We start from the raw sequence: 17,897 nt of genomic DNA, 5'->3' as shown, positions 1-17,897 counted from the left end.
CTGGCGGGCGCATCGGAGAGCTGCAGGCAGTGATAGGTTGTTTGCGTGGTCAACTGGCGGAAAAGCAGCCGCCGCACCTGGTCGTGGATGTCAACGGCGTCGGCTACGAGGTCGAAGTGCCGATGACCACCCTCTATCGCCTGCCGTCCGTGGGCGAAGCGCTGACGCTGCATACCCATCTGGTGGTGCGCGAGGATGCGCAGTTGCTGTACGGCTTCTACGAAAAGCGCGAGCGCGAACTGTTCCGCGAGCTGATCCGCCTCAATGGCGTCGGCCCGAAGCTGGCGCTGGCGCTGATGTCGGGGTTGGAGATAGACGAGCTGGTGCGCTGTGTGCAGGCGCAGGATACCTCCACCCTGGTGAAGATCCCCGGCGTCGGCAAGAAGACCGCCGAGCGCCTGCTGGTCGAGCTGAAAGACCGCTTCAAGGCCTGGGAGACCATGCCGGCGATCGCCACGCTGGTGGTTGAACCTCGCGCTGCGGCGGCAGTCACAAGCGCCGAGAATGATGCGGTCAGCGCGCTGATCTCCCTGGGCTTCAAGCCGCAGGAAGCCAGCCGGGCGGTGGCTGCGGTACGGGAGGACGGTCTGAGCAGTGAAGAGATGATCCGCCGCGCGCTCAAGGGCATGGTGTAAGCGCATGATCGAAGCCGATCGTCTTGTCACCGCCAGCAGTCGCGACCGCGACGAGCAACTCGACCGCGCCATCCGTCCGCTCAGGCTGGCCGAGTACATCGGCCAGCCGAGCGTGCGCGAGCAGATGGACCTGTTCATCCGGGCCGCCCGGCTGCGCGGCGAGGCGCTGGACCACACCCTGATCTTCGGCCCGCCGGGCCTGGGCAAGACCACGCTGGCCAACATCATCGCCCAGGAGATGGGCGTGTCCATCAAGAGCACCTCGGGGCCGGTGCTGGAACGCCCCGGTGATCTGGCCGCGCTGCTGACCAACCTCGAAGCCGGCGACGTGCTGTTCGTCGACGAGATCCACCGCCTCTCGCCGATCGTCGAGGAAGTGCTCTATCCGGCGATGGAGGACTTCCAGCTCGACATCATGATCGGCGAAGGCCCTGCGGCGCGCTCGATCAAGCTCGACCTGCCGCCGTTCACCCTGGTCGGCGCGACCACCCGGGCCGGCATGCTGACCAATCCGCTGCGCGACCGCTTCGGTATCGTCCAGCGCCTGGAGTTCTACTCCACCGAGGACCTGGCCACCATCGTCAGCCGCTCGGCGGGGATTCTCGGCCTGCCGATCGAGGCCGAGGGGGCCTTCGAGATCGCCCGCCGGGCGCGCGGCACGCCGCGTATCGCCAACCGCCTGCTGCGCCGCGTGCGTGATTTCGCCGAGGTGCGCGGCAAGGGCGAGATCACCCGCCAGATCGCCGACCTGGCGCTGAACATGCTCGATGTCGACGAGCGTGGCTTCGACCACCAGGACCGCCGCCTGCTGCTGACGCTGATCGAGAAGTTCGATGGCGGGCCGGTGGGCATCGACAGCCTGGCCGCGGCCATCAGCGAGGAGCGCCACACCATCGAGGATGTGCTCGAACCCTATCTGATCCAGCAGGGCTACATCATGCGCACGCCGAGGGGGCGGGTGGTGACCCGGCACGCCTACCTGCACTTCGGGCTGAACCTGCCCAGGCGCCTGGCCGAGGCGCCGACGCCGGACCTGTTCGGTCCTGAAACCGATGGTTGAAAAAATTGTTCCGCCACCCGATTGGCAATCGATCGACTGAGCTCTAGTATGCGCGCGCTATCCCAAGCAAGGCCTTTCACGCATCGCTGCCGTGTCTATTACGAGGACACCGATGCTGGCGGTATCGTCTACTACGTCAACTACCTCAAGTTCATGGAACGGGCTCGTACCGAGCGGCTGCGTGAGCTGGGCTTCGCCCAGTCCCAGCTCGTCGACGATGACCTGTTGTTCGTCGTGCATTCGGTCGAGGCGCGCTACCTGTCGCCGGCCCGGCTCGACGACGAGCTGCTGGTCAGTGCCGAGGTGGTGGAGCTGAAGCGGGCCAGCCTGCGTTTTCGCCAGCAGGTCCGGCGTGCCGGCGACGATACGCTGCTGTGTGAAGGGCATGTCTGGGTGGCATGCGTGCGTGCCGAGAATCTGAAACCCCGAGCCATTCCCGAGGCGCTGCGTGGCGCCTTGGGCGGCTCGGGACTATCCCCTGCAGGAGAGTGAGCGTGGAAGCCAACGTCGACCATATGTCCATGTGGAGCCTGATCAGCAATGCCAGCTTCGTGGTGCAGCTGGTCATGCTGATCCTCGTGGCCGCTTCGGTGACTTCGTGGATCCTGATATTCCAGCGTGGCAACCTGTTGCGCGCGGCCAAGCGCTCGCTGGAGGCCTTCGAAGAGCGCTTCTGGTCGGGCATCGATCTGTCCAAGCTCTATCGCCAGGCTGGCAGCAACCCCGATCCGGACTGCGGCGTCGAGCAGATCTTCCGCGCCGGCTTCAAGGAATTCTCCCGCCTGCGCCAGCAGCCGGGCGTCGACCCCGACGCGGTGATGGACGGCGTCAACCGCGCGATGCGCGTGGCCATCTCGCGGGAAGAGGAAAAGCTCGAGCAGAGCCTGCCGTTCCTCGCGACCGTGGGGTCGACCAGCCCCTACATCGGCCTGTTCGGCACCGTGTGGGGCATCATGAACTCCTTCCGCGGCCTGGCGCAGGTACAGCAGGCCACGCTGGCGACCGTCGCCCCGGGTATCGCCGAGGCGCTGATCGCCACGGCGATCGGCCTGTTCGCCGCGATTCCGGCGGTGATCGCCTACAACCGATTCTCGGCCCGTGGCGAGACGCTGATCGCGCGCTACTACACCTTCGCCGATGAGTTCCAGGCGATCCTGCACCGCAAAGTCCACACCTCCGAAGAGTGAGGCCGCCGGCCATGGCCAGAATTCGCAACAGACGCAAGCCCGTCGCCGAGATGAACGTGGTTCCGTACATCGACGTGATGCTGGTGCTGCTGGTCATCTTCATGGTGACGGCGCCGATGCTCAACCAGGGCGTCAAGGTCGACCTGCCGAAGGTCAGCAGCGAGGCGCTGCCGCAGGACAACAACGCCCAGGTGCTGACCATCTCGATCAAGGCCGACAAGACCTACTACTGGAACATGGGTAGCGAGGTGGATACCGACACCGTTCAGGATCGCGCGCTGACGCTCGAGGAAATGACCCGTGCGGTCACCGCGATCATGAATCAGAACCGTAGCCAGGGTAAGCAGGTGCAGGTCTTCGTGCGCGGCGACAAGGCCGTCGACTACGGCTCGGTGATGGCGGCCATGGGCGGCCTCCAGGAAGCGGGCGTCGGCAACGTCGGCCTGATCACCGAGGCGCCGTGATGCAGCAGGATCGCTCGCCCTCGGAGAGCTATTTCTGGCCGACCATCCTGGCAGTCGGCCTGCACCTGGTCATCTTCGCGATGCTCTTCGTCAGCTTCGCCATGACGCCCGAGCTGCCCCCGTCCAAGCCCATCGTGCAGGCGACGCTCTACCAGCTGAAGTCACAGAGCCAGGCGACTACCCAGACCAACCAGAAGATCGCCGGCGAGGCGAAGAAGACCGCCGCCAAGCAGTTCGAAACCGAGCAGCTGGAGCAGCGCAAGGTCGAGCAGCAGAAGATCGCCGAGGCCAAGGCCGCGGAACAAAAGAAGGCCGAAGCGGCTCGAAAGGCCGAGGCGCAGAAGGCGGCCGAGCAGAAAGCAGCAGAAGCCAAGAAGGCCGAGGAGGCCAAGAAGGCCGAGCAGCGCAAGCAGGCCGACATCGCCAAGAAGAAGGCCGAGGAGGCTGCCAAGCAGAAGGCCGCCGAAGAGGCGAAGAAGAAAGCCGCCGAAGAGGCCGCCAGGAAAAAGGCCGCCGAAGAGGCTAAAAAGAAGGCTGCTGCCGAAGCGGCCAAGAAGAAGGCTGCCGAGGACGCGAAGAAGAAGGCTGCTGCCGAAGCCGCGCGCAAGGCTGCCGAGGACAAGAAGGCTCAGGCCCTGGCCGAGTTGCTTTCCGATACAACGGAAAGACAGCAGGCGCTGGCCGACACCCAGGGTGACCAGGTTGCCGGCAGTCTGGACGACCTGATCATCAGCCTGGTCAGCCAGCAGTGGCGGCGTCCGCCGTCGGCACGCAATGGCATGAGCGTCGAGGTGACCATCCAGATGCTGCCGGACGGCACCATCACCAATGCCAGCGTTACGCGCTCGAGCGGTGACAGTGCCTTCGACAGTTCGGCGGTCGCGGCCGTGCGCAACGTCGGACGCATCCCGGAGATGCAGGAACTGGACCGCGCCACCTTCGACCGGATGTACCGGCAGCGGCGCATGATTTTCAAACCAGAGGATTTGGATCTGTGAAAACCCTGATTCGTCTCGCGCTGGTCGGCCTGACCCTGCTGGTCGGTACCGTCCAGGCCGCCGATCCGCTTGTCGTCACCAGCGGTACCGATCGTGCCACGCCGATCGCCGTGGTGCCCTTCGGCTGGCAGGGGGGCACCGTGTTGCCCGAGGACATGGCCGACATCGTCGGCAACGACCTGCGTAACTCCGGCACCTTCCAGCCGATCCCGCGGCAGAACATGATCAGCCTGCCGACCCGGGCCAGCGAGATCATCTACCGCGACTGGAAGGCGCTGGGCGCGCAGTACGTGATCGTCGGCAACATCCAGCCTGCCGGCGGTCGACTGCAGGTCCAGTTCGGCGTGTTCAACGTGACCACCGAGCAGCAGGTCATGTCCGGCAGCGTCGGCGGCACGCCCGACCAGTTGCGCGACATGGCGCACTATGTCGCCGACCAGGCCTTCGAGAAGCTGACCGGCATTCGCGGCGCGTTCTCCACGCGCCTGCTCTACGTCACCGCCGAACGGCTGGGTGCCGGGACCCGCTATACCTTGCAGCGCTCGGACTACGACGGTGCACGTGCCGTGACCCTGCTGCAATCGCGCGAGCCGATCCTGTCGCCGCGCTATTCGCCGGACGGCCGGCGCATCGCCTATGTGTCGTTCGAGCAGAAGCGGCCGCGGATCTTCGTCCAGCACATCGACACCGGCCGTCGCGAGCAGATCACCAACTTCGAGGGGCTCAACGGTGCGCCGGCATTCTCGCCGGATGGCAATCGGCTGGCTTTCGTGCTGTCCAAGGACGGCAACCCGGAGATCTACGTGATGAGCCTCGGCACGCGCCAGCTTCAGCGTCTGACCAACCATTACGCCATCGATACCGAACCCTTCTGGGGCGCCGACGGTCAGACCCTCTACTTCACCTCCGATCGTGCCGGCAAGCCGCAGATCTACAAGCAGCGCCTGGGTGGCGGTGCCGCCGAGCGGGTGACCTTCGTTGGCAACTACAACGCCAACCCCAAGCTTTCGGCGGATGAAAAGACCCTCGTGATGATCCATCGCCAGGACGGTTACACCAACTTCAAGGTTGCCGCGCAGGACCTGCAGCGCGGCAACCTGCGCATCCTCTCGGACACCAGCCTGGACGAGTCGCCCACTGTCGCGCCTAATGGCACCATGCTAATCTACGCCACCCGCCAGCAGGGCCGGGGAGTCTTGATGCTCGTGTCCATCAATGGTCGAGTTAGGCTCCCGCTTCCTACTGCTCAGGGCGAAGTCCGTGAGCCATCCTGGTCCCCTTACCTGAACTGATGCGGTACCAACGCTTTTTAACCAAAACACCAAAACCACACCTGGGGTTGTTACAGATGGAAATGCTGAAATTCGGTAAGTTCACCGCGCTGGCTCTGGCCATGGCTGTTGCTGTCGGTTGTTCGTCCAAGGGCGGCGACGATTCGGGCGAGGGCTCGGGCACTGGCATGGATCCCAACGCAGGCTACGGCGCCGATGCCGGCTCGCTGGACGGCAGCCTGAGCGACGAAGCCGCTCTGCGCGCCATCACCACCTTCTACTTCGAGTACGACAGCTCCGACCTGAAGCCCGAGGCCATGCGCGCCCTGGACGTTCATGCCAAGGACCTGAAGGGCAACGGCGCTCGCGTCGTGCTGGAAGGCCACACTGACGAGCGTGGTACCCGCGAGTACAACATGGCTCTGGGTGAGCGCCGTTCCAAGGCCGTCCAGCGTTACCTGGTGCTGCAGGGCGTTTCCCCGGCTCAGCTGGAACTGGTTTCCTACGGTGAAGAGCGTCCGGTCGCCATGGGCAACGACGAGCAGTCCTGGGCCCAGAACCGTCGCGTCGAGCTGCGCAAGTAACTCGTCATGCGCCAGTACCGTCGCTTTCTAGGTATTGCGGTCCTCGGGCTGCCGCTCATGGCGGCCGCCCAGGTGCCGGTGATCGAACCCGACGCCGGCTACGGCGGCGGCTATTCGGCCGGCAGTCCTGAAAGTGGCGGTGCCTACGCCGGAGGCGGGGCGAATGCCCCGGCTTCGGCGCAGGGCATGCTCTTCCAGCAGTTGCAGCAGATGCAGGAAGAAATCGCGCAATTGCGCGGCATGCTCGAAGAACAGCAGAACCAGATCCAGCGCCTGGAGCAGCAAGGCCTGGAGCGCTACAAGGATCTGGACAGTCGCCTATCCAGCGGTGCGCTGGGTGGCAGTTCCGGGCAGGGGGCATCATCGTCTGCGGGCGAGACGGCCAGTGCCGGCCAGGTGGCTGCTTCGCAGCAGGCACAGGGCGGTGCGTCCGGCGATCCGGCCCAGGAAAAGCTGTATTACGACGCAGCCTTCGATCTGATCAAGGCAAAGGATTTCGACAAGGCCAGCCAGGCCTTCGGCGCGTTTCTGCGCAAGTATCCAAACAGCCAGTACGCCGGCAATGCCCAGTACTGGCTCGGCGAGGTGAACCTCGCCAAGGGCGACCTGCAGGCTGCCGGCCAGGCCTTCGCCAAGGTGAGCCAGGCCTATCCGCAGCATCCCAAGGTGCCCGATTCGCTCTACAAGCTGGCCGATGTCGAGATACGCCTCGGCAATCGGGACAAGGCGCAGGGGATACTCAGGCAGGTCATCGCCCAGTACCCCAACAGCTCCGCCGCGCAATTGGCACAGCGGCAGCTCAATCGCTGATCCGGTCGAGCATTGATCACGGAACCCGCCAGGTGGCGGGTTCTTGCTTTACAATGCCCGGCTTTCTTTGACCAACGGAGGCGGATGGCCTGTTTAGCCGTCACGCCCGTGGCTGATATGCAACAGACCCTGCGAATTACCGAGATTTTCTACTCGTTGCAGGGGGAGACGCGTACCAGTGGCCTGCCCACGGTATTCGTCCGCCTGACCGGCTGTCCCCTGCGCTGTCATTACTGCGACACCGCCTACGCGTTCAGCGGTGGCGAGCTCATGAGCCTGGATGCCATCGTCGAGCAGGTGGCGCGTTTCAAGCCGCGCTACGTCTGTGTCACCGGTGGCGAGCCGCTGGCGCAGCCCAACTGCCTGCCATTGTTGCAGCGGTTGTGCGACGCCGGCTTCGAGGTGTCGCTGGAGACCAGCGGTGCGCTCGACATCAGTGGCACCGATCGACGCGTCAGCCGGGTGCTGGACCTCAAGACGCCAGGCTCCGGCGAGGTCGCGCGCAATCGCTACGAGAACATCGCCGAGCTGACGCGCCATGACCAGGTCAAGTTCGTCATCTGCTCGCGCGAGGATTATGACTGGGCCGTTTCCAAGGTGATCGAGTTCGGTCTGGAGCGTCGCGCCGGCGAGGTGCTGTTCTCGCCCAGTCATGGTCAGGTGGATGTGCGCGCGCTCGCCGACTGGATCGTGACGGACAACCTGCCGGTGCGCCTGCAGTTGCAACTGCACAAGATCATCTGGAACGACGAGCCCGGTCACTGAGCGGGCCTCGCGCTTCTTCTGGAGAACTTCGATGAGTGACAAGAAAGCAGTCATCCTGCTGTCGGGCGGCCTGGATTCCGCGACGGTGGTGGCAATCGCCCGTGCCCAGGGTTTCGCCTGCTACAGCATGAGCTTCGACTATGGCCAGCGCCACCGTGCCGAGCTGCAGGCGGCCGAGCGGGTGGCGCGCCAGCTGGGCGTCGTCGAGCACAAGGTGGTAGGGATCGACCTGAATGGTATCGGTGGCTCGGCGTTGACCGATTCGAGCATCGCGGTGCCCGAGCAGCCTGGCGAAGGGGTCCCGATCACCTACGTGCCTGCGCGCAACACGGTGTTCCTCGCCCTGGCGCTGGGCTGGGCCGAGGTGCTCGGCGCGCAGGACATCTTCATCGGCGTCAACGCGGTGGACTATTCCGGCTACCCCGACTGCCGGCCGGAGTTCATCGAAGCCTTCGAGCGCATGGCCAACCTGGCGACCCGGGCCGGCGTCGAAGGGCCGGGATTCCACATCCAGGCCCCGCTGCAGCACCTGAGCAAGGCCGAGATCATTCGCCAGGGGACTGCGCTGGGCGTCGACTATGCGATGACCGTGTCCTGCTACCAGGCTGACGAGGACGGTCGCGCCTGTGGCCTGTGCGACAGTTGCCGACTGCGCGCAGAGGGCTTCCGCCAGGCCGGGCTGGCGGACGCGACGCGCTATCGCTGATTCAAAAAAGTGCTTGATTTGACTGATTAAATCCGTATCATGCGCCCGCATTGGGTCGTTAGCTCAGTCGGTAGAGCAGTTGGCTTTTAACCAATTGGTCGTAGGTTCGAATCCTACACGACCCACCATATCCCGCTCAGGGACAGAACCGGAACCTCGCAAGGGTTCCGGTTTTTTTATGGCTGCAGTTCTTGCCGGCCGTCCGCCGTGCGAGTTCGCCGGGTGCCGGTTTTCTACGACCTTCGTATGTGACCGGAGCGCTGGCAATCGTAATAGACTGCGGCGCTTTCCGAATGTCCCGTTGTTCGAGGCTCATCATGTATTCCGATCGTATCCGCCTGTCCTCCCTGCAGAACAAGGTCATGAGCGCCCAAGAGGCTGCTTCCCTCATTCGCGACGGGATGACCGTCGGCATGAGCGGTTTCACCCGTGCCGGTGAGGCCAAGGCGGTACCGCTGGCGCTGATCGATCGCGCGCAGCAGGAACAGCTGAAGATCAGCCTGGTGACCGGCGCCAGCCTGGGCAACGATCTGGACGGCAAGATGGCGGCCGCCGGCCTGCTGGCCCGTCGCATGCCGTTCCAGGCCGATCCCGTCCTGCGCAAGGCGATCAACAACGGCGAGGTCATGTTCATCGACCAGCACCTGTCCCACACCGTGGAGCAGATGCGCAACCACCAGATCAAGCGCCCCGACGTCGCCATCATCGAGGCGGTCAGCATCACCGAGCAGGGCCACATCGTGCCGACCACCTCGGTGGGCAACTCGGCCAACCTGGCGATGTTCGCCGACCAGGTGATCGTCGAGCTGAACCTGGCGCACAACCTCAACCTGGAAGGCCTGCACGACATCTACTTCCCGGAAGAGCGCCCGACCCGCGGTCCGATCCCGCTGACCCAGGTCGACGACCGCATCGGCAGCGCGGCCATCCCGGTCGATCCGGCCAAGATCGCCGCGATCGTCATCACCGAGCAGCCGGATTCCTACTCCACCGTCACCCCACCGGACGAAGAAACCCAGGCCATCGCCAACCACCTGGTCGAGTTCTTCAAGCGCGAAGTGGCGGCCGGTCGCATGGCCAAGAACCTCGGCCCGATGCAGGTCGGCATCGGCAATATCGCCAACGCGGTCATGTGCGGCCTGATCGATTCGCCGTTCGAGGACTTGGTGATGTACTCCGAAGTGCTGCAGGACTGCACCTTCGAGCTGATCGACGCCGGCAAGATGAAGTTCGCCTCCGGCTGCTCCATCACCCTGTCCGAGCGCTGCAACGACCGCGTCTTCGGCAACCTAGAGCAGTACAAGGACAAGCTGGTGCTGCGTCCGCAGGAAATCTCCAACCACCCGGAGCTGGTGCGCCGCCTCGGCATCATCGGCATCAACACCGCGCTGGAGTTCGATATCTACGGCAACGTCAACTCCACCCATGTCGGCGGCACCAAGATGATGAACGGCATTGGCGGCTCGGGTGACTTCGCCCGCAACGCCCACCTGGCGATCTTCGTCACCAAGTCCATTGCCAAGGGCGGCAACATTTCCAGCGTGGTACCGATGGTCGCTCATGTCGACCATACCGAGCACGACGTGGAGATCCTGGTCACCGAGCAGGGGCTGGCCGACCTGCGTGGCCTGGCGCCGCGCGAGCGCGCCCGCGTGATCATCGACAACTGCGTGCATCCGTCCTACCGCGAGGCGCTGAACCAGTACTTCGAGGGCGCCTGCGACAAGGGCGGCCAGACGCCGCACCTGCTGCGCGAGGCGATGAACTGGCACATCAACCTGGAAGAGCGCGGTCACATGCTCAAGGGCGAGTGATCCGAGCGTGAGAAGAGCCCGCCGAGCGATCGGCGGGCTTTTTGTTTTCCGGTCCGCGGACTTCCCCTCGCTTCGCGGCTTCGGCTAGTATTTCTGCCCCTCCGAGCGGCAGGTGCCAGCGGTGCCGCCTTTGTCGGCCGAGCGGTCTGGCTCGGCCCATACTCCGTAGACGTTTCCAGCAGGGCCCGCACGCATGACGCAGATCCCCGAACGCATCCTTGTCCAGGCGCATCTGGCGGCCAAGCAGCCTGAACCACTGACGCCGGAGCAGGAGGCGCGCCTGCGCGACGAGATCGCCGAGGAGCTGCAGCGGCAGAACGCGGTGCTGGTGGCGCATTACTACACCGATCCGGTGATCCAGGCGCTGGCCGAGGCCACCGGCGGCTGCGTGTCCGATTCCCTCGAGATGGCCCGCTTCGGCAACGAGCATCCGGCGCAGACCGTGGTGGTGGCCGGCGTCCGCTTCATGGGCGAGACCGCGAAGATCCTCAATCCCGAGAAGCGCATCCTGATGCCGACCCTGGAGGCGACCTGCTCGCTCGACCTGGGCTGCCCGGTCGAGGAGTTCGCCGCCTTCTGCGACCAGCACCCCGAGCGTACCGTGGTGGTGTATGCCAACACCTCGGCGGCGGTGAAGGCGCGCGCTGACTGGGTGGTGACCTCCAGCTGCGCGCTGGAGATCGTCGAAAGCCTGATGGATAACGGCGAGAAGCTGATCTGGGCGCCGGACAAGCACCTGGGTAGCTACGTCCAGCGCGAGACCGGCGCCGACATGCTGCTCTGGGACGGTGCCTGCATCGTGCACGAGGAGTTCAAGGCCAAGCAGCTCGCCGACATGAAGGCGCTCTATCCGGATGCCGCTATCCTCGTGCACCCGGAGTCGCCAGAGGCGGTGATCGAGCTCGCCGATGCCGTCGGCTCGACCAGCCAGCTGATCAAGGCGGCGCAGACGCTGCCGAACCAGACGCTGATCGTGGCGACCGACAAGGGCATCTTCTACAAGATGCAGCAGCTGTGTCCGGACAAGGTCTTCGTCGAGGCTCCGACCGCGGGGCAGGGTGCGACCTGCCGCAGTTGTGCGCATTGCCCGTGGATGGCGATGAACACCCTGGAGCGCACCCTCGACTGCCTGCGCCGGGGCAGCAACGAAATCCACGTCGACCCGGCGCTCATCCCGCGGGCCGTCAGGCCGCTCAAGCGCATGCTGGACTTCACCCAGGCTGCCCGCCTGCGCCAGGCCGGCAACGCCTGACGCGCACCCGGCGGCGCTGGCCGGCTAGCGCAGCATCTCGTCGATCATGCGCTTCTCTTCGGTCAGCTGTTGCTGGCGCGCGTCGATGCGCGCGGCGAGCTGGAAGTTCTCTGCGCGGCGCTTGGCGAAACCCAGTTGCTCGATCGCCTGGTCGTAATCGCCGACCAGGGCAAAGTACTCCGCGCGGGCACGATGCAGGCCGACGATGTTGCCGGTCAGCCCGCGGATCTCCGCCAGTTGATACCAGATGTCCGGGTCGCGGCCGCGCTCCGCGACCAACTGGTCCAGCAGCTGTTCCACCTGGGTCGGGCGGTTGAGCTTGAGCAGCACGTCGACGCGCGCCTGGCGCAGCGGGTAGTTGCCCGGATACAGCGCCAGCAGCCGGTCCACGCGTGTCGCCGCGGCATCCAGTCGGTTGGCGGTCATGTCCAGCTCGACCTGGGCCAGATTGTAGAACAGGTCGTCCGGTGCGCCTTCGAGCAGTCGGGCCAGGTTGGTGCGTGCGTCGTCGAGCTGGCCTGCCTTGATCTGTGCCAGCGCCAGGCCGTAGCGTGCCGCGTCCAGGCGCGGGTCGTCGGTGAGCATGGCGCGAAAGCGCTTGGCGCTGACGCCCGGGGTGCTCTCGAACTTGAGTTCGGTGCGGGCGCGGATCAGCTGGTAGCGCAGGCTGTCCTGGCGACCGTTGCGAACCTGCTGTTCGGCGCGGTTGCGGGTGTCGGCGATACGCGATTCGGTCACCGGGTGGGTGAGCAGGAACTCCGGCGGCTTCTGGTCGTAGCGATACTGGCGCATCAGCCGACCGAACATCTCGGGCATCGCCCGCGGGTCGTAGCCGGCCTGCTCAAGGTTGAGGATGCCGATGCGATCGGCTTCCTGCTCGTTCTGCCTCGAGAAGCGCCGCTGTTCCTGGATCGCCGCAGCCTGGGTCGACATGATCGCGGCGATGCCGGCATCCCCGGCGCCGGCGGCGGCGGCGACTACGCCGGCGAGCATCGCGGCCATCATCGGCAGCTGCATGCGTTGCTGGGCCTCCACGCCGCGGGCGAAGTGGCGCTGGGACAGGTGCGCCAGTTCGTGGGCCATCACCGAGGCGTATTCGGCCTCGGTCTGGGCGTGCAGGAACAGCCCGCCGTTGACGCCGATGATGCCCCCTGGGGCGGCGAAGGCGTTGAGCTGCGGGCTGTCGAGCAGGACGAACTCCAGGCGCCGGTCCTGCAGCTGGCTGGTTTCGCTCAGGCGGTACACGCTGGACTCGACATAGTCCTTGAGCAGCGGGTCGGACAGCTGGCGGACCTGGCCGCGCAGCAGGCTGAGCCAGGCGCGGCCGAGCACATGTTCCTGCTCCGGCGAGACGATGCCCGAGCTGGCGTCGCCGAGCGAGGGCAGCTCGCTGGCGGGAAGCGGTTGGGCGAGCAGGCAGGCGAGGGTCAGCAGAGTCGGGCGCAGCAGGTTCATTCAGGGCGGCTCTGGAAGGTGAGCCGCTACTGTAGCGGCGGCCTGTGGCGCTGGCCAGAGCGTCGGCAGCCTGGGTATGCTGCGCGCCGTTTGCGAACGGAGAAGCCGATGACCGACATTCCCATTGCCGTCGATGCCGAGCTCGATGCCTCGGGGCTGAGCTGCCCCATGCCGCTGCTCAAGGCCAAGCTGGAGCTCAACCGCCTGGCCAGCGGCGCCGTGCTCAAGGTGACGGCGACCGATCCGGGTTCGCAGCGGGACTTTCGCAGCTTCGCCCGCCTGGCCGGGCACCAGCTGCTGCATGAAGAGGTCGAGGGCGGCCTGTACCGCTACTGGCTGCGCAAGGCCTGACGCGCAGGCCTCAGGCCTGGCTCAGGGCGCACGCGGCGTCCAGCACCGCCTGGGCATGGCCCGGCACCTTCACGCTGCGCCAGGCCTGGCGCAGGGTGCCGTTGCGATCGATGAGGAAGGTGCTGCGATCGACCCCCAGGTATTCCTTGCCGTAGAGCTTCTTCAGCTTGATCACGTCGAACAGCTGGCACAGCTGCTCGTCCTTGTCGCTGATCAGCTCGAAGGGGAAGCCCTGCTTGGCGCGGAAGTTCTCGTGGGTCCTGAGGCTGTCGCGCGAGACGCCGAAGACCAGCGTGTCGCAGGCCAGGAACTGCGGGTGCAGGTCGCGGAAGTCCTGGCCTTCGGTGGTGCAGCCGGGAGTGTTGTCCTTGGGATAGAAGTAGAGCACCACCTGCTTGCCGCGCAGCGCGTCGAGGCTGACTTCCAGGCCGCTGGTGGCCTGCGCGGTGAAGGCTGGAACCTGTTGCTCGAGTGCTACGGGCATCATCGTTTCCTCAGGGGTTCTGCGGGCGCCAGGGTTCGATCAGGGCGTCGAGGTTCAGTGCGTCGGCGAAGTCCAGGAACTGGTCGCGCAGCCAGCTGATCTGCGTGCCGGCCGGCAGGGTGACGGTCAGCGTCGCGTTGAGCATGGTGCCGCCGGTCTGGGGTGCCTGGTAGGTGTCGCAGGTCAGGCCCTCGAGCTCCACGCGGTGATCGATGAAGAACTGGCACAGCTCGTTGAGGATGTCCGGGCGATAGACCGCGCTGACGTAGGCCACGTAGGGCAGCGCGTTGGGCCGGTTTTCCAGCGGCTCGCTGCGTACCACGTTGGCGATGAAGCCATGCCGCTTGGCCAGTGCCGGCAGGGCGGTTTCCATGCGCGCCAGCGCATCCCAGCTGCCGGTGACCTCCAGTACCAGGGCACTGCATTCGCCGTGGCGGGTCAGGCGGGTGCTGACCACGGCGCAGCGGTTCTCGTTGCTTGCGCGGCAGAGAACATTGGCAAGCTCCATCGGGCTCTTGCCCAGGGCGCTGATGACGAGGAACTGTTCGCGGGGTACGGACGGGGTGGACATGCAGTTTCCTGACGGTAGATCGGCGGGTATTCGGCCGAAAACGGCAAAGGGTAGCGAAAAGCGCGCCTGCTGTGAATGAGCATGGCGGGTTCGGCGGCCGGCGCGGGGCCTTGGCGGCTGCGCCGGGGCCACTCGCAAAGCGCCATCGAGCCTTGTACCATTACGCCTCTCTTTATTCCGGCAGGAGTGGTTGCATGATTGCGGGCAGTATGGTGGCGCTGGTCACGCCCATGGATGCGCAGGGCGGTCTGGACTGGGACAGCCTGAGCAAACTGGTGGACTTCCATCTGCAGGAAGGCACCAACGCAATCGTTGCGGTCGGCACGACTGGCGAGTCGGCGACCCTCTCCGTGGCCGAGCACATCGAGGTCATCCGCCGCGTGGTCGACCAAGTCAACGGGCGCATCCCGGTGATCGCCGGTACCGGCGCCAACTCCACCTCCGAAGCGGTGGAACTGACCGAGAATGCCCGGCAAGCCGGTGCCGATGCCTGCCTCCTGGTGACGCCGTACTACAACAAGCCGACCCAGGAAGGCCTCTACCTGCACTTCAAGCACATCGCCGAAGCCGTGGCCATCCCGCAGATCCTCTACAACGTACCCGGTCGCACGGTCTGCGACATGCTGCCGGACACCGTCGAGCGGTTGTCGAAGGTGCCGAACATCATCGGCATCAAGGAGGCCACCGGCGACCTCGCGCGTGGCCGCGAGGTCCTGGATCGCGTAGGCAAGGACTTCCTAGTCTATTCCGGTGACGACGCCACGGCCGTCGAACTGATGCTGATGGGCGGCAAGGGCAACATCTCGGTGACCGCCAACGTCGCTCCGCGCGCCATGGCCGAGCTGTGTGCCGCGGCGATGGCCGGCGACGCCCAGACCGCGCGGGCCATCAACGAGCGGCTGATGCCGCTGCACCAGAAGCTGTTCATCGAGTCCAACCCGATTCCGGTGAAGTTCGCACTGCACGAGATGGGCCTGATGGGCGAAGGCATCCGCCTGCCGCTGACCTGGCTCAGTCCGGCCTGCCAGGAACCGCTGCGCCAGGCGATGCGCCAGTGCGGCATCCTCGCCTAACGATTAAGGGAAGAGCATGAAGCGACTGGCCGGACTTTCCACCCTTGCGCTGATGATTTCCGCCACCAGCGGCTGCGGCTGGCTGTGGGGCGAGGACGGGTACTTCCGTGATCGCGGCAGCGATTACCTGGATGCCCGTCAGGTGCCGCCGATGCAGGTGTCGGCGGATCAGCAGCTGCGCCCGATCGAACCGCTGCTGCCGATTCCGCACCAGGTTGCCGACGGCCGGTCCAGCGGCAAGTTCGAGGTGCCGCGCCCGCAACCCCTGCAGGGTGTGATGCAGGCCAGCGATTTCAGCGTGCAGAGCGCCGAGAGCGGCCGCTGGCTGGTGGCGCTGCGCAGCCCGGCGCAGGTCTGGACCACGACCCGCCAGTTCTTCACCGACCGCGGCTTCGCCATCGAGCAGGAGCGCCCGCAGAGCGGGGAGTTCGTCACTGCCTGGCAGGCTGGCGCCGAGGTCGACGGGGCGCTGGCGCGCAGCCTGGGCATCCAGGACGGCGAGACCCGCGTGCGGGTGCGCATCGAGCCGGGCGTGCAGCGCAACACCAGCGAAGTCTTCGTCCTGACCCAGCAGCGCCCGAGCGGCAGCACCGCCGAGCCGGCCTGGCCGGAAGCCTCCAGCAACGCCGACCTCGATCGCGCACTGCTCGATGAATTGCAGGCCGCCCTCAGCCGCAGCGCCCAGCAGGGTGGCTCCGTCTCGCTGCTAGCCGAGCGCGACTTCGACGCTCCGAGCCGGGTTACCCTGTCCAGCGACGGCAGCGGCAGCCCGGTGCTCAACCTGGATACCGACTTCGATCGCGCCTGGTCCAGCGTCGGGCGCGCCTTGCAGGCCGCCGACATCCGCGTCGAGGACCTCAACCGGACCCTTGGCGTGTACTACGTCAACCTGGCCGAAGCGGCCGAGAAGCCTGGCGAGAAACCGGGCTTCTTCAGTCGCCTGTTCGGTGGCAAGCCGGACCAGGACGAAATCGACGCACGCGCCGAGCGCTACCAGGTCCGCCTGACCCGCGCCGGCGAGCAGGTGATCGTCACGCTCGACCAGGACATCGACACCGTGGCACCGGCCGACGTGGCCCGCCGCGTGCTCGAGCAGATCAAGGAAAACCTGGGCTGACCGTCCCTTCCGATCGGCCCCTCACGAATGAAGAGGCGAAACCCGGTGGTTTCGCCTCTTTCGTCCCGAACCAAGGCGCCGGCGCGCGCGCCCTCCCGCGCTGCCAGACATGGCGCGTCCACGCGGAAACCCGACCATGACCACTGCAACCACGCTCAGCCTGAAGAAGCTCTACTCGGGCAAGGTGCGCGACCTCTACGAAATCGACGACAAGCGCATGCTGATGGTCGCCAGCGATCGCCTGTCGGCCTTCGACGTGATCCTCGCCGAACCGATTCCGGAGAAGGGCAAGATCCTCACCGCGATCTCCAACTTCTGGTTCGACAAGTTCACCGGCCTGGTACCCAACCACTTCACCGGTGACCGGGTCGAGGACGTGGTGCCGGCCGCCGAACTGCCGCTGGTCGAGGGTCGCGCGGTCGTCGCCAAGCGCCTGCAGCCGGTGGCCGTCGAGGCCATCGTGCGCGGCTACCTCGCCGGCTCCGGCTGGAAGGAATACCAGAACAGCGGCACCGTCTGCGGCATCGCCCTGCCGGCCGGGCTGAAGGAAGCCAGCAAGCTGCCCGAGCCGATCTTCACGCCCTCGACCAAGGCGGCGGTCGGCGACCACGACGAGAACATCTCCTTCGAGCAGTGCGAGGCCATCATCGGCAAGGAGCTGGCGGCCCAGGTGCGCGACACCGCCATCGCCCTGTACAAGGCGGCGGTGGAGTACGCGGCGACCCGCGGCATCATCATCGCCGACACCAAGTTCGAATTCGGCCTCGACGAGAACGGCACGCTGACGCTGATGGACGAGGCGCTGACCCCGGACTCGAGCCGCTTCTGGCCGGCCGACAGCTACCAGGAAGGCCAGAACCCGCCGAGCTTCGACAAGCAGTTCGTGCGCGACTGGCTGGAGTCCACCGGCTGGAACAAGCAGCCCCCGGCACCGGCCGTGCCGCAGGACGTCGCGCAGAAGACCGCCGACAAGTACCGCGAGGCGCTGACCCGCCTGACCGCTTGAACCACGGCGCAAGCCGCTGAAAAAAAGCGGAAATATTGCGTTCGGGGGTTCGACAAAGCGGCGCGGGCTGGTATGATGCGCGCCGCTGGAGAGATGCCGGAGTGGTCGAACGGGACGGATTCGAAATCCGTTGTATCCGCAAGGGTACCTAGGGTTCAAATCCCTATCTCTCCGCCATATTGCAACACACCGAAAGCCCCGCAGAACCCAGGTTCTAGCGGGGCTTTCGCGTTTCTGGCATTTCCTCCAGGGCAGGACCAGACCGCGGCAGGCGATCCCCGGCAGTGCTCCAGC

20 protein-coding genes and 2 tRNA genes are annotated in these 17,897 nt (G+C 65.7%); 19 read left to right on the top strand and 3 right to left on the bottom strand.

Going from position 1 to position 17,897, the window contains the following annotated elements:
• Nucleotides 1-29: 29 nt before the first annotated feature.
• The 14 genes from ruvA (at nucleotide 30) to nadA (ending at nucleotide 11,546) form a co-directional block, all read left to right on the top strand.
• A complete protein-coding gene (gene ruvA, locus L3N39_RS14050; protein WP_237258072.1) occupies nucleotides 30-635 on the top strand; it encodes a Holliday junction branch migration protein RuvA in 606 nt (201 codons plus the stop codon).
• Between the two features lie 4 nt (nucleotides 636-639).
• Complete coding sequence (gene ruvB / locus L3N39_RS14045) at nucleotides 640-1,695, top strand: Holliday junction branch migration DNA helicase RuvB (RefSeq protein WP_237258071.1); 1,056 nt, start codon at nucleotides 640-642, stop codon at nucleotides 1,693-1,695.
• 48 nt (nucleotides 1,696-1,743) lie between these two features.
• The gene (gene ybgC, locus L3N39_RS14040; RefSeq protein WP_237258070.1) at nucleotides 1,744-2,187 is read left to right on the top strand and encodes a tol-pal system-associated acyl-CoA thioesterase; all 444 of its coding nucleotides are present in this window, start codon (nucleotides 1,744-1,746) and stop codon (nucleotides 2,185-2,187) included.
• A gap of 2 nt (nucleotides 2,188-2,189) precedes the next feature.
• Nucleotides 2,190-2,882, top strand: a complete 693-nt coding sequence (gene tolQ, locus L3N39_RS14035) for a protein TolQ (protein WP_237258069.1) — start codon at nucleotides 2,190-2,192, stop codon at nucleotides 2,880-2,882.
• 11 nt (nucleotides 2,883-2,893) lie between these two features.
• Nucleotides 2,894-3,346: a protein TolR gene (tolR, locus tag L3N39_RS14030; protein ID WP_237258068.1), complete on the top strand. Its 453-nt coding sequence runs from the start codon at nucleotides 2,894-2,896 to the stop codon at nucleotides 3,344-3,346.
• Nucleotides 3,346-4,344 (top strand): cell envelope integrity protein TolA, encoded by a 999-nt coding sequence (gene tolA, locus L3N39_RS14025; RefSeq protein WP_237258067.1) that lies wholly within the window; start codon nucleotides 3,346-3,348, stop codon nucleotides 4,342-4,344. Before tolR ends, tolA begins: the two co-directional genes overlap by 1 nt.
• Nucleotides 4,341-5,636, top strand: a complete 1,296-nt coding sequence (gene tolB / locus L3N39_RS14020) for a Tol-Pal system beta propeller repeat protein TolB (protein ID WP_237258066.1) — start codon at nucleotides 4,341-4,343, stop codon at nucleotides 5,634-5,636. Before tolA ends, tolB begins: the two co-directional genes overlap by 4 nt.
• A gap of 56 nt (nucleotides 5,637-5,692) precedes the next feature.
• On the top strand, nucleotides 5,693-6,199 hold the full coding sequence (pal, locus tag L3N39_RS14015) for a peptidoglycan-associated lipoprotein Pal (RefSeq protein ID WP_237258065.1): 507 nt from the start codon (nucleotides 5,693-5,695) through the stop codon (nucleotides 6,197-6,199).
• A 6-nt stretch (nucleotides 6,200-6,205) separates the two neighbouring features.
• A complete protein-coding gene (gene ybgF, locus L3N39_RS14010; RefSeq protein ID WP_237258064.1) occupies nucleotides 6,206-7,009 on the top strand; it encodes a tol-pal system protein YbgF in 804 nt (267 codons plus the stop codon).
• 117 nt (nucleotides 7,010-7,126) lie between these two features.
• Nucleotides 7,127-7,774, top strand: coding sequence for a 7-carboxy-7-deazaguanine synthase QueE (gene queE / locus L3N39_RS14005; RefSeq protein WP_237258063.1), 648 nt, complete (start codon nucleotides 7,127-7,129; stop codon nucleotides 7,772-7,774).
• 31 nt (nucleotides 7,775-7,805) lie between these two features.
• Nucleotides 7,806-8,480, top strand: coding sequence for a 7-cyano-7-deazaguanine synthase QueC (queC, locus tag L3N39_RS14000; protein WP_237258062.1), 675 nt, complete (start codon nucleotides 7,806-7,808; stop codon nucleotides 8,478-8,480).
• Nucleotides 8,481-8,532: 52 nt separating this feature from the next.
• A tRNA-Lys gene (locus L3N39_RS13995) sits at nucleotides 8,533-8,608 on the top strand.
• Between the two features lie 189 nt (nucleotides 8,609-8,797).
• Nucleotides 8,798-10,294: a succinyl-CoA:acetate CoA-transferase ScpC gene (locus L3N39_RS13990; RefSeq protein WP_237258061.1), complete on the top strand. Its 1,497-nt coding sequence runs from the start codon at nucleotides 8,798-8,800 to the stop codon at nucleotides 10,292-10,294.
• A gap of 193 nt (nucleotides 10,295-10,487) precedes the next feature.
• Nucleotides 10,488-11,546 (top strand): quinolinate synthase NadA, encoded by a 1,059-nt coding sequence (nadA, locus tag L3N39_RS13985; RefSeq protein ID WP_237258060.1) that lies wholly within the window; start codon nucleotides 10,488-10,490, stop codon nucleotides 11,544-11,546.
• A gap of 24 nt (nucleotides 11,547-11,570) precedes the next feature.
• On the opposite strand, the gene L3N39_RS13980 is transcribed toward nadA, so the two are convergent.
• Nucleotides 11,571-13,001, bottom strand: a complete 1,431-nt coding sequence (locus tag L3N39_RS13980) for a M48 family metalloprotease (RefSeq protein WP_237258059.1) — start codon at nucleotides 12,999-13,001, stop codon at nucleotides 11,571-11,573.
• 108 nt (nucleotides 13,002-13,109) lie between these two features.
• Between L3N39_RS13980 and L3N39_RS13975 the strand changes: the two genes are divergently transcribed.
• Nucleotides 13,110-13,352 carry a sulfurtransferase TusA family protein gene (locus L3N39_RS13975; RefSeq protein WP_237258058.1) on the top strand — a complete coding sequence of 81 codons (243 nt, stop codon included), beginning with the start codon at nucleotides 13,110-13,112 and terminating at the stop codon, nucleotides 13,350-13,352.
• Between the two features lie 10 nt (nucleotides 13,353-13,362).
• Here the strand turns inward: L3N39_RS13975 and L3N39_RS13970 are convergent, their stop codons facing one another.
• Together L3N39_RS13970 and L3N39_RS13965 are read right to left on the bottom strand one after the other, a co-directional pair.
• The gene (locus L3N39_RS13970) at nucleotides 13,363-13,836 is read right to left on the bottom strand and encodes a peroxiredoxin (RefSeq protein ID WP_237258057.1); all 474 of its coding nucleotides are present in this window, start codon (nucleotides 13,834-13,836) and stop codon (nucleotides 13,363-13,365) included.
• A 10-nt stretch (nucleotides 13,837-13,846) separates the two neighbouring features.
• Complete coding sequence (locus L3N39_RS13965; protein WP_237258056.1) at nucleotides 13,847-14,407, bottom strand: glycine cleavage system transcriptional repressor; 561 nt, start codon at nucleotides 14,405-14,407, stop codon at nucleotides 13,847-13,849.
• A 194-nt stretch (nucleotides 14,408-14,601) separates the two neighbouring features.
• Here L3N39_RS13965 and dapA point away from each other — a divergent pair, with 194 nt between their 5' ends.
• From dapA to L3N39_RS13945, 4 genes are all read left to right on the top strand, one after another.
• The gene (dapA, locus tag L3N39_RS13960; RefSeq protein ID WP_237258055.1) at nucleotides 14,602-15,480 is read left to right on the top strand and encodes a 4-hydroxy-tetrahydrodipicolinate synthase; all 879 of its coding nucleotides are present in this window, start codon (nucleotides 14,602-14,604) and stop codon (nucleotides 15,478-15,480) included.
• A gap of 16 nt (nucleotides 15,481-15,496) precedes the next feature.
• On the top strand, nucleotides 15,497-16,597 hold the full coding sequence (bamC, locus tag L3N39_RS13955) for an NlpB/DapX family lipoprotein (protein WP_237258054.1): 1,101 nt from the start codon (nucleotides 15,497-15,499) through the stop codon (nucleotides 16,595-16,597).
• Nucleotides 16,598-16,733: 136 nt separating this feature from the next.
• Nucleotides 16,734-17,603 carry a phosphoribosylaminoimidazolesuccinocarboxamide synthase gene (locus L3N39_RS13950; RefSeq protein ID WP_237258053.1) on the top strand — a complete coding sequence of 290 codons (870 nt, stop codon included), beginning with the start codon at nucleotides 16,734-16,736 and terminating at the stop codon, nucleotides 17,601-17,603.
• Nucleotides 17,604-17,690: 87 nt separating this feature from the next.
• Nucleotides 17,691-17,780 (top strand) — tRNA-Ser (locus L3N39_RS13945).
• The last annotated feature ends 117 nt before the right edge of the window (nucleotides 17,781-17,897 follow it).

Origin of the sequence: Pseudomonas oligotrophica (assembly GCF_021726475.1) — a bacterium.
Taxonomy (GTDB): Bacteria; Pseudomonadota; Gammaproteobacteria; order Pseudomonadales; family Pseudomonadaceae; genus Stutzerimonas; species Stutzerimonas oligotrophica.
The sequence above is the reverse complement of the archived record's forward strand: the minus strand, read 5'-3'. Positions and strand labels throughout refer to the sequence as shown.

What these genes read in the sequence shown, in the direction of transcription:
- bamC (WP_237258054.1), top strand. Translation starts at nt 15,497, where the DNA reads ATGAAGCGACTGGCCGGACTTTCCACCCTTGCGCTGATGATTTCCGCC.
- nadA (WP_237258060.1), top strand. Translation starts at nt 10,488, where the DNA reads ATGACGCAGATCCCCGAACGCATCCTTGTCCAGGCGCATCTGGCGGCC.
- ruvB (WP_237258071.1), top strand. Translation starts at nt 640, where the DNA reads ATGATCGAAGCCGATCGTCTTGTCACCGCCAGCAGTCGCGACCGCGAC.
- ybgF (WP_237258064.1), top strand. Translation starts at nt 6,206, where the DNA reads ATGCGCCAGTACCGTCGCTTTCTAGGTATTGCGGTCCTCGGGCTGCCG.
- queE (WP_237258063.1), top strand. Translation starts at nt 7,127, where the DNA reads ATGCAACAGACCCTGCGAATTACCGAGATTTTCTACTCGTTGCAGGGG.
- tolR (WP_237258068.1), top strand. Translation starts at nt 2,894, where the DNA reads ATGGCCAGAATTCGCAACAGACGCAAGCCCGTCGCCGAGATGAACGTG.
- L3N39_RS13975 (WP_237258058.1), top strand. Translation starts at nt 13,110, where the DNA reads ATGACCGACATTCCCATTGCCGTCGATGCCGAGCTCGATGCCTCGGGG.
- L3N39_RS13950 (WP_237258053.1), top strand. Translation starts at nt 16,734, where the DNA reads ATGACCACTGCAACCACGCTCAGCCTGAAGAAGCTCTACTCGGGCAAG.
- L3N39_RS13990 (WP_237258061.1), top strand. Translation starts at nt 8,798, where the DNA reads ATGTATTCCGATCGTATCCGCCTGTCCTCCCTGCAGAACAAGGTCATG.
- dapA (WP_237258055.1), top strand. Translation starts at nt 14,602, where the DNA reads ATGATTGCGGGCAGTATGGTGGCGCTGGTCACGCCCATGGATGCGCAG.
- L3N39_RS13970 (WP_237258057.1), bottom strand. Translation starts at nt 13,836, where the DNA reads ATGCCCGTAGCACTCGAGCAACAGGTTCCAGCCTTCACCGCGCAGGCC.
- ybgC (WP_237258070.1), top strand. Translation starts at nt 1,744, where the DNA reads ATGCGCGCGCTATCCCAAGCAAGGCCTTTCACGCATCGCTGCCGTGTC.
- L3N39_RS13980 (WP_237258059.1), bottom strand. Translation starts at nt 13,001, where the DNA reads ATGAACCTGCTGCGCCCGACTCTGCTGACCCTCGCCTGCCTGCTCGCC.
- L3N39_RS13965 (WP_237258056.1), bottom strand. Translation starts at nt 14,407, where the DNA reads ATGTCCACCCCGTCCGTACCCCGCGAACAGTTCCTCGTCATCAGCGCC.
- pal (WP_237258065.1), top strand. Translation starts at nt 5,693, where the DNA reads ATGGAAATGCTGAAATTCGGTAAGTTCACCGCGCTGGCTCTGGCCATG.
- queC (WP_237258062.1), top strand. Translation starts at nt 7,806, where the DNA reads ATGAGTGACAAGAAAGCAGTCATCCTGCTGTCGGGCGGCCTGGATTCC.
- tolA (WP_237258067.1), top strand. Translation starts at nt 3,346, where the DNA reads ATGCAGCAGGATCGCTCGCCCTCGGAGAGCTATTTCTGGCCGACCATC.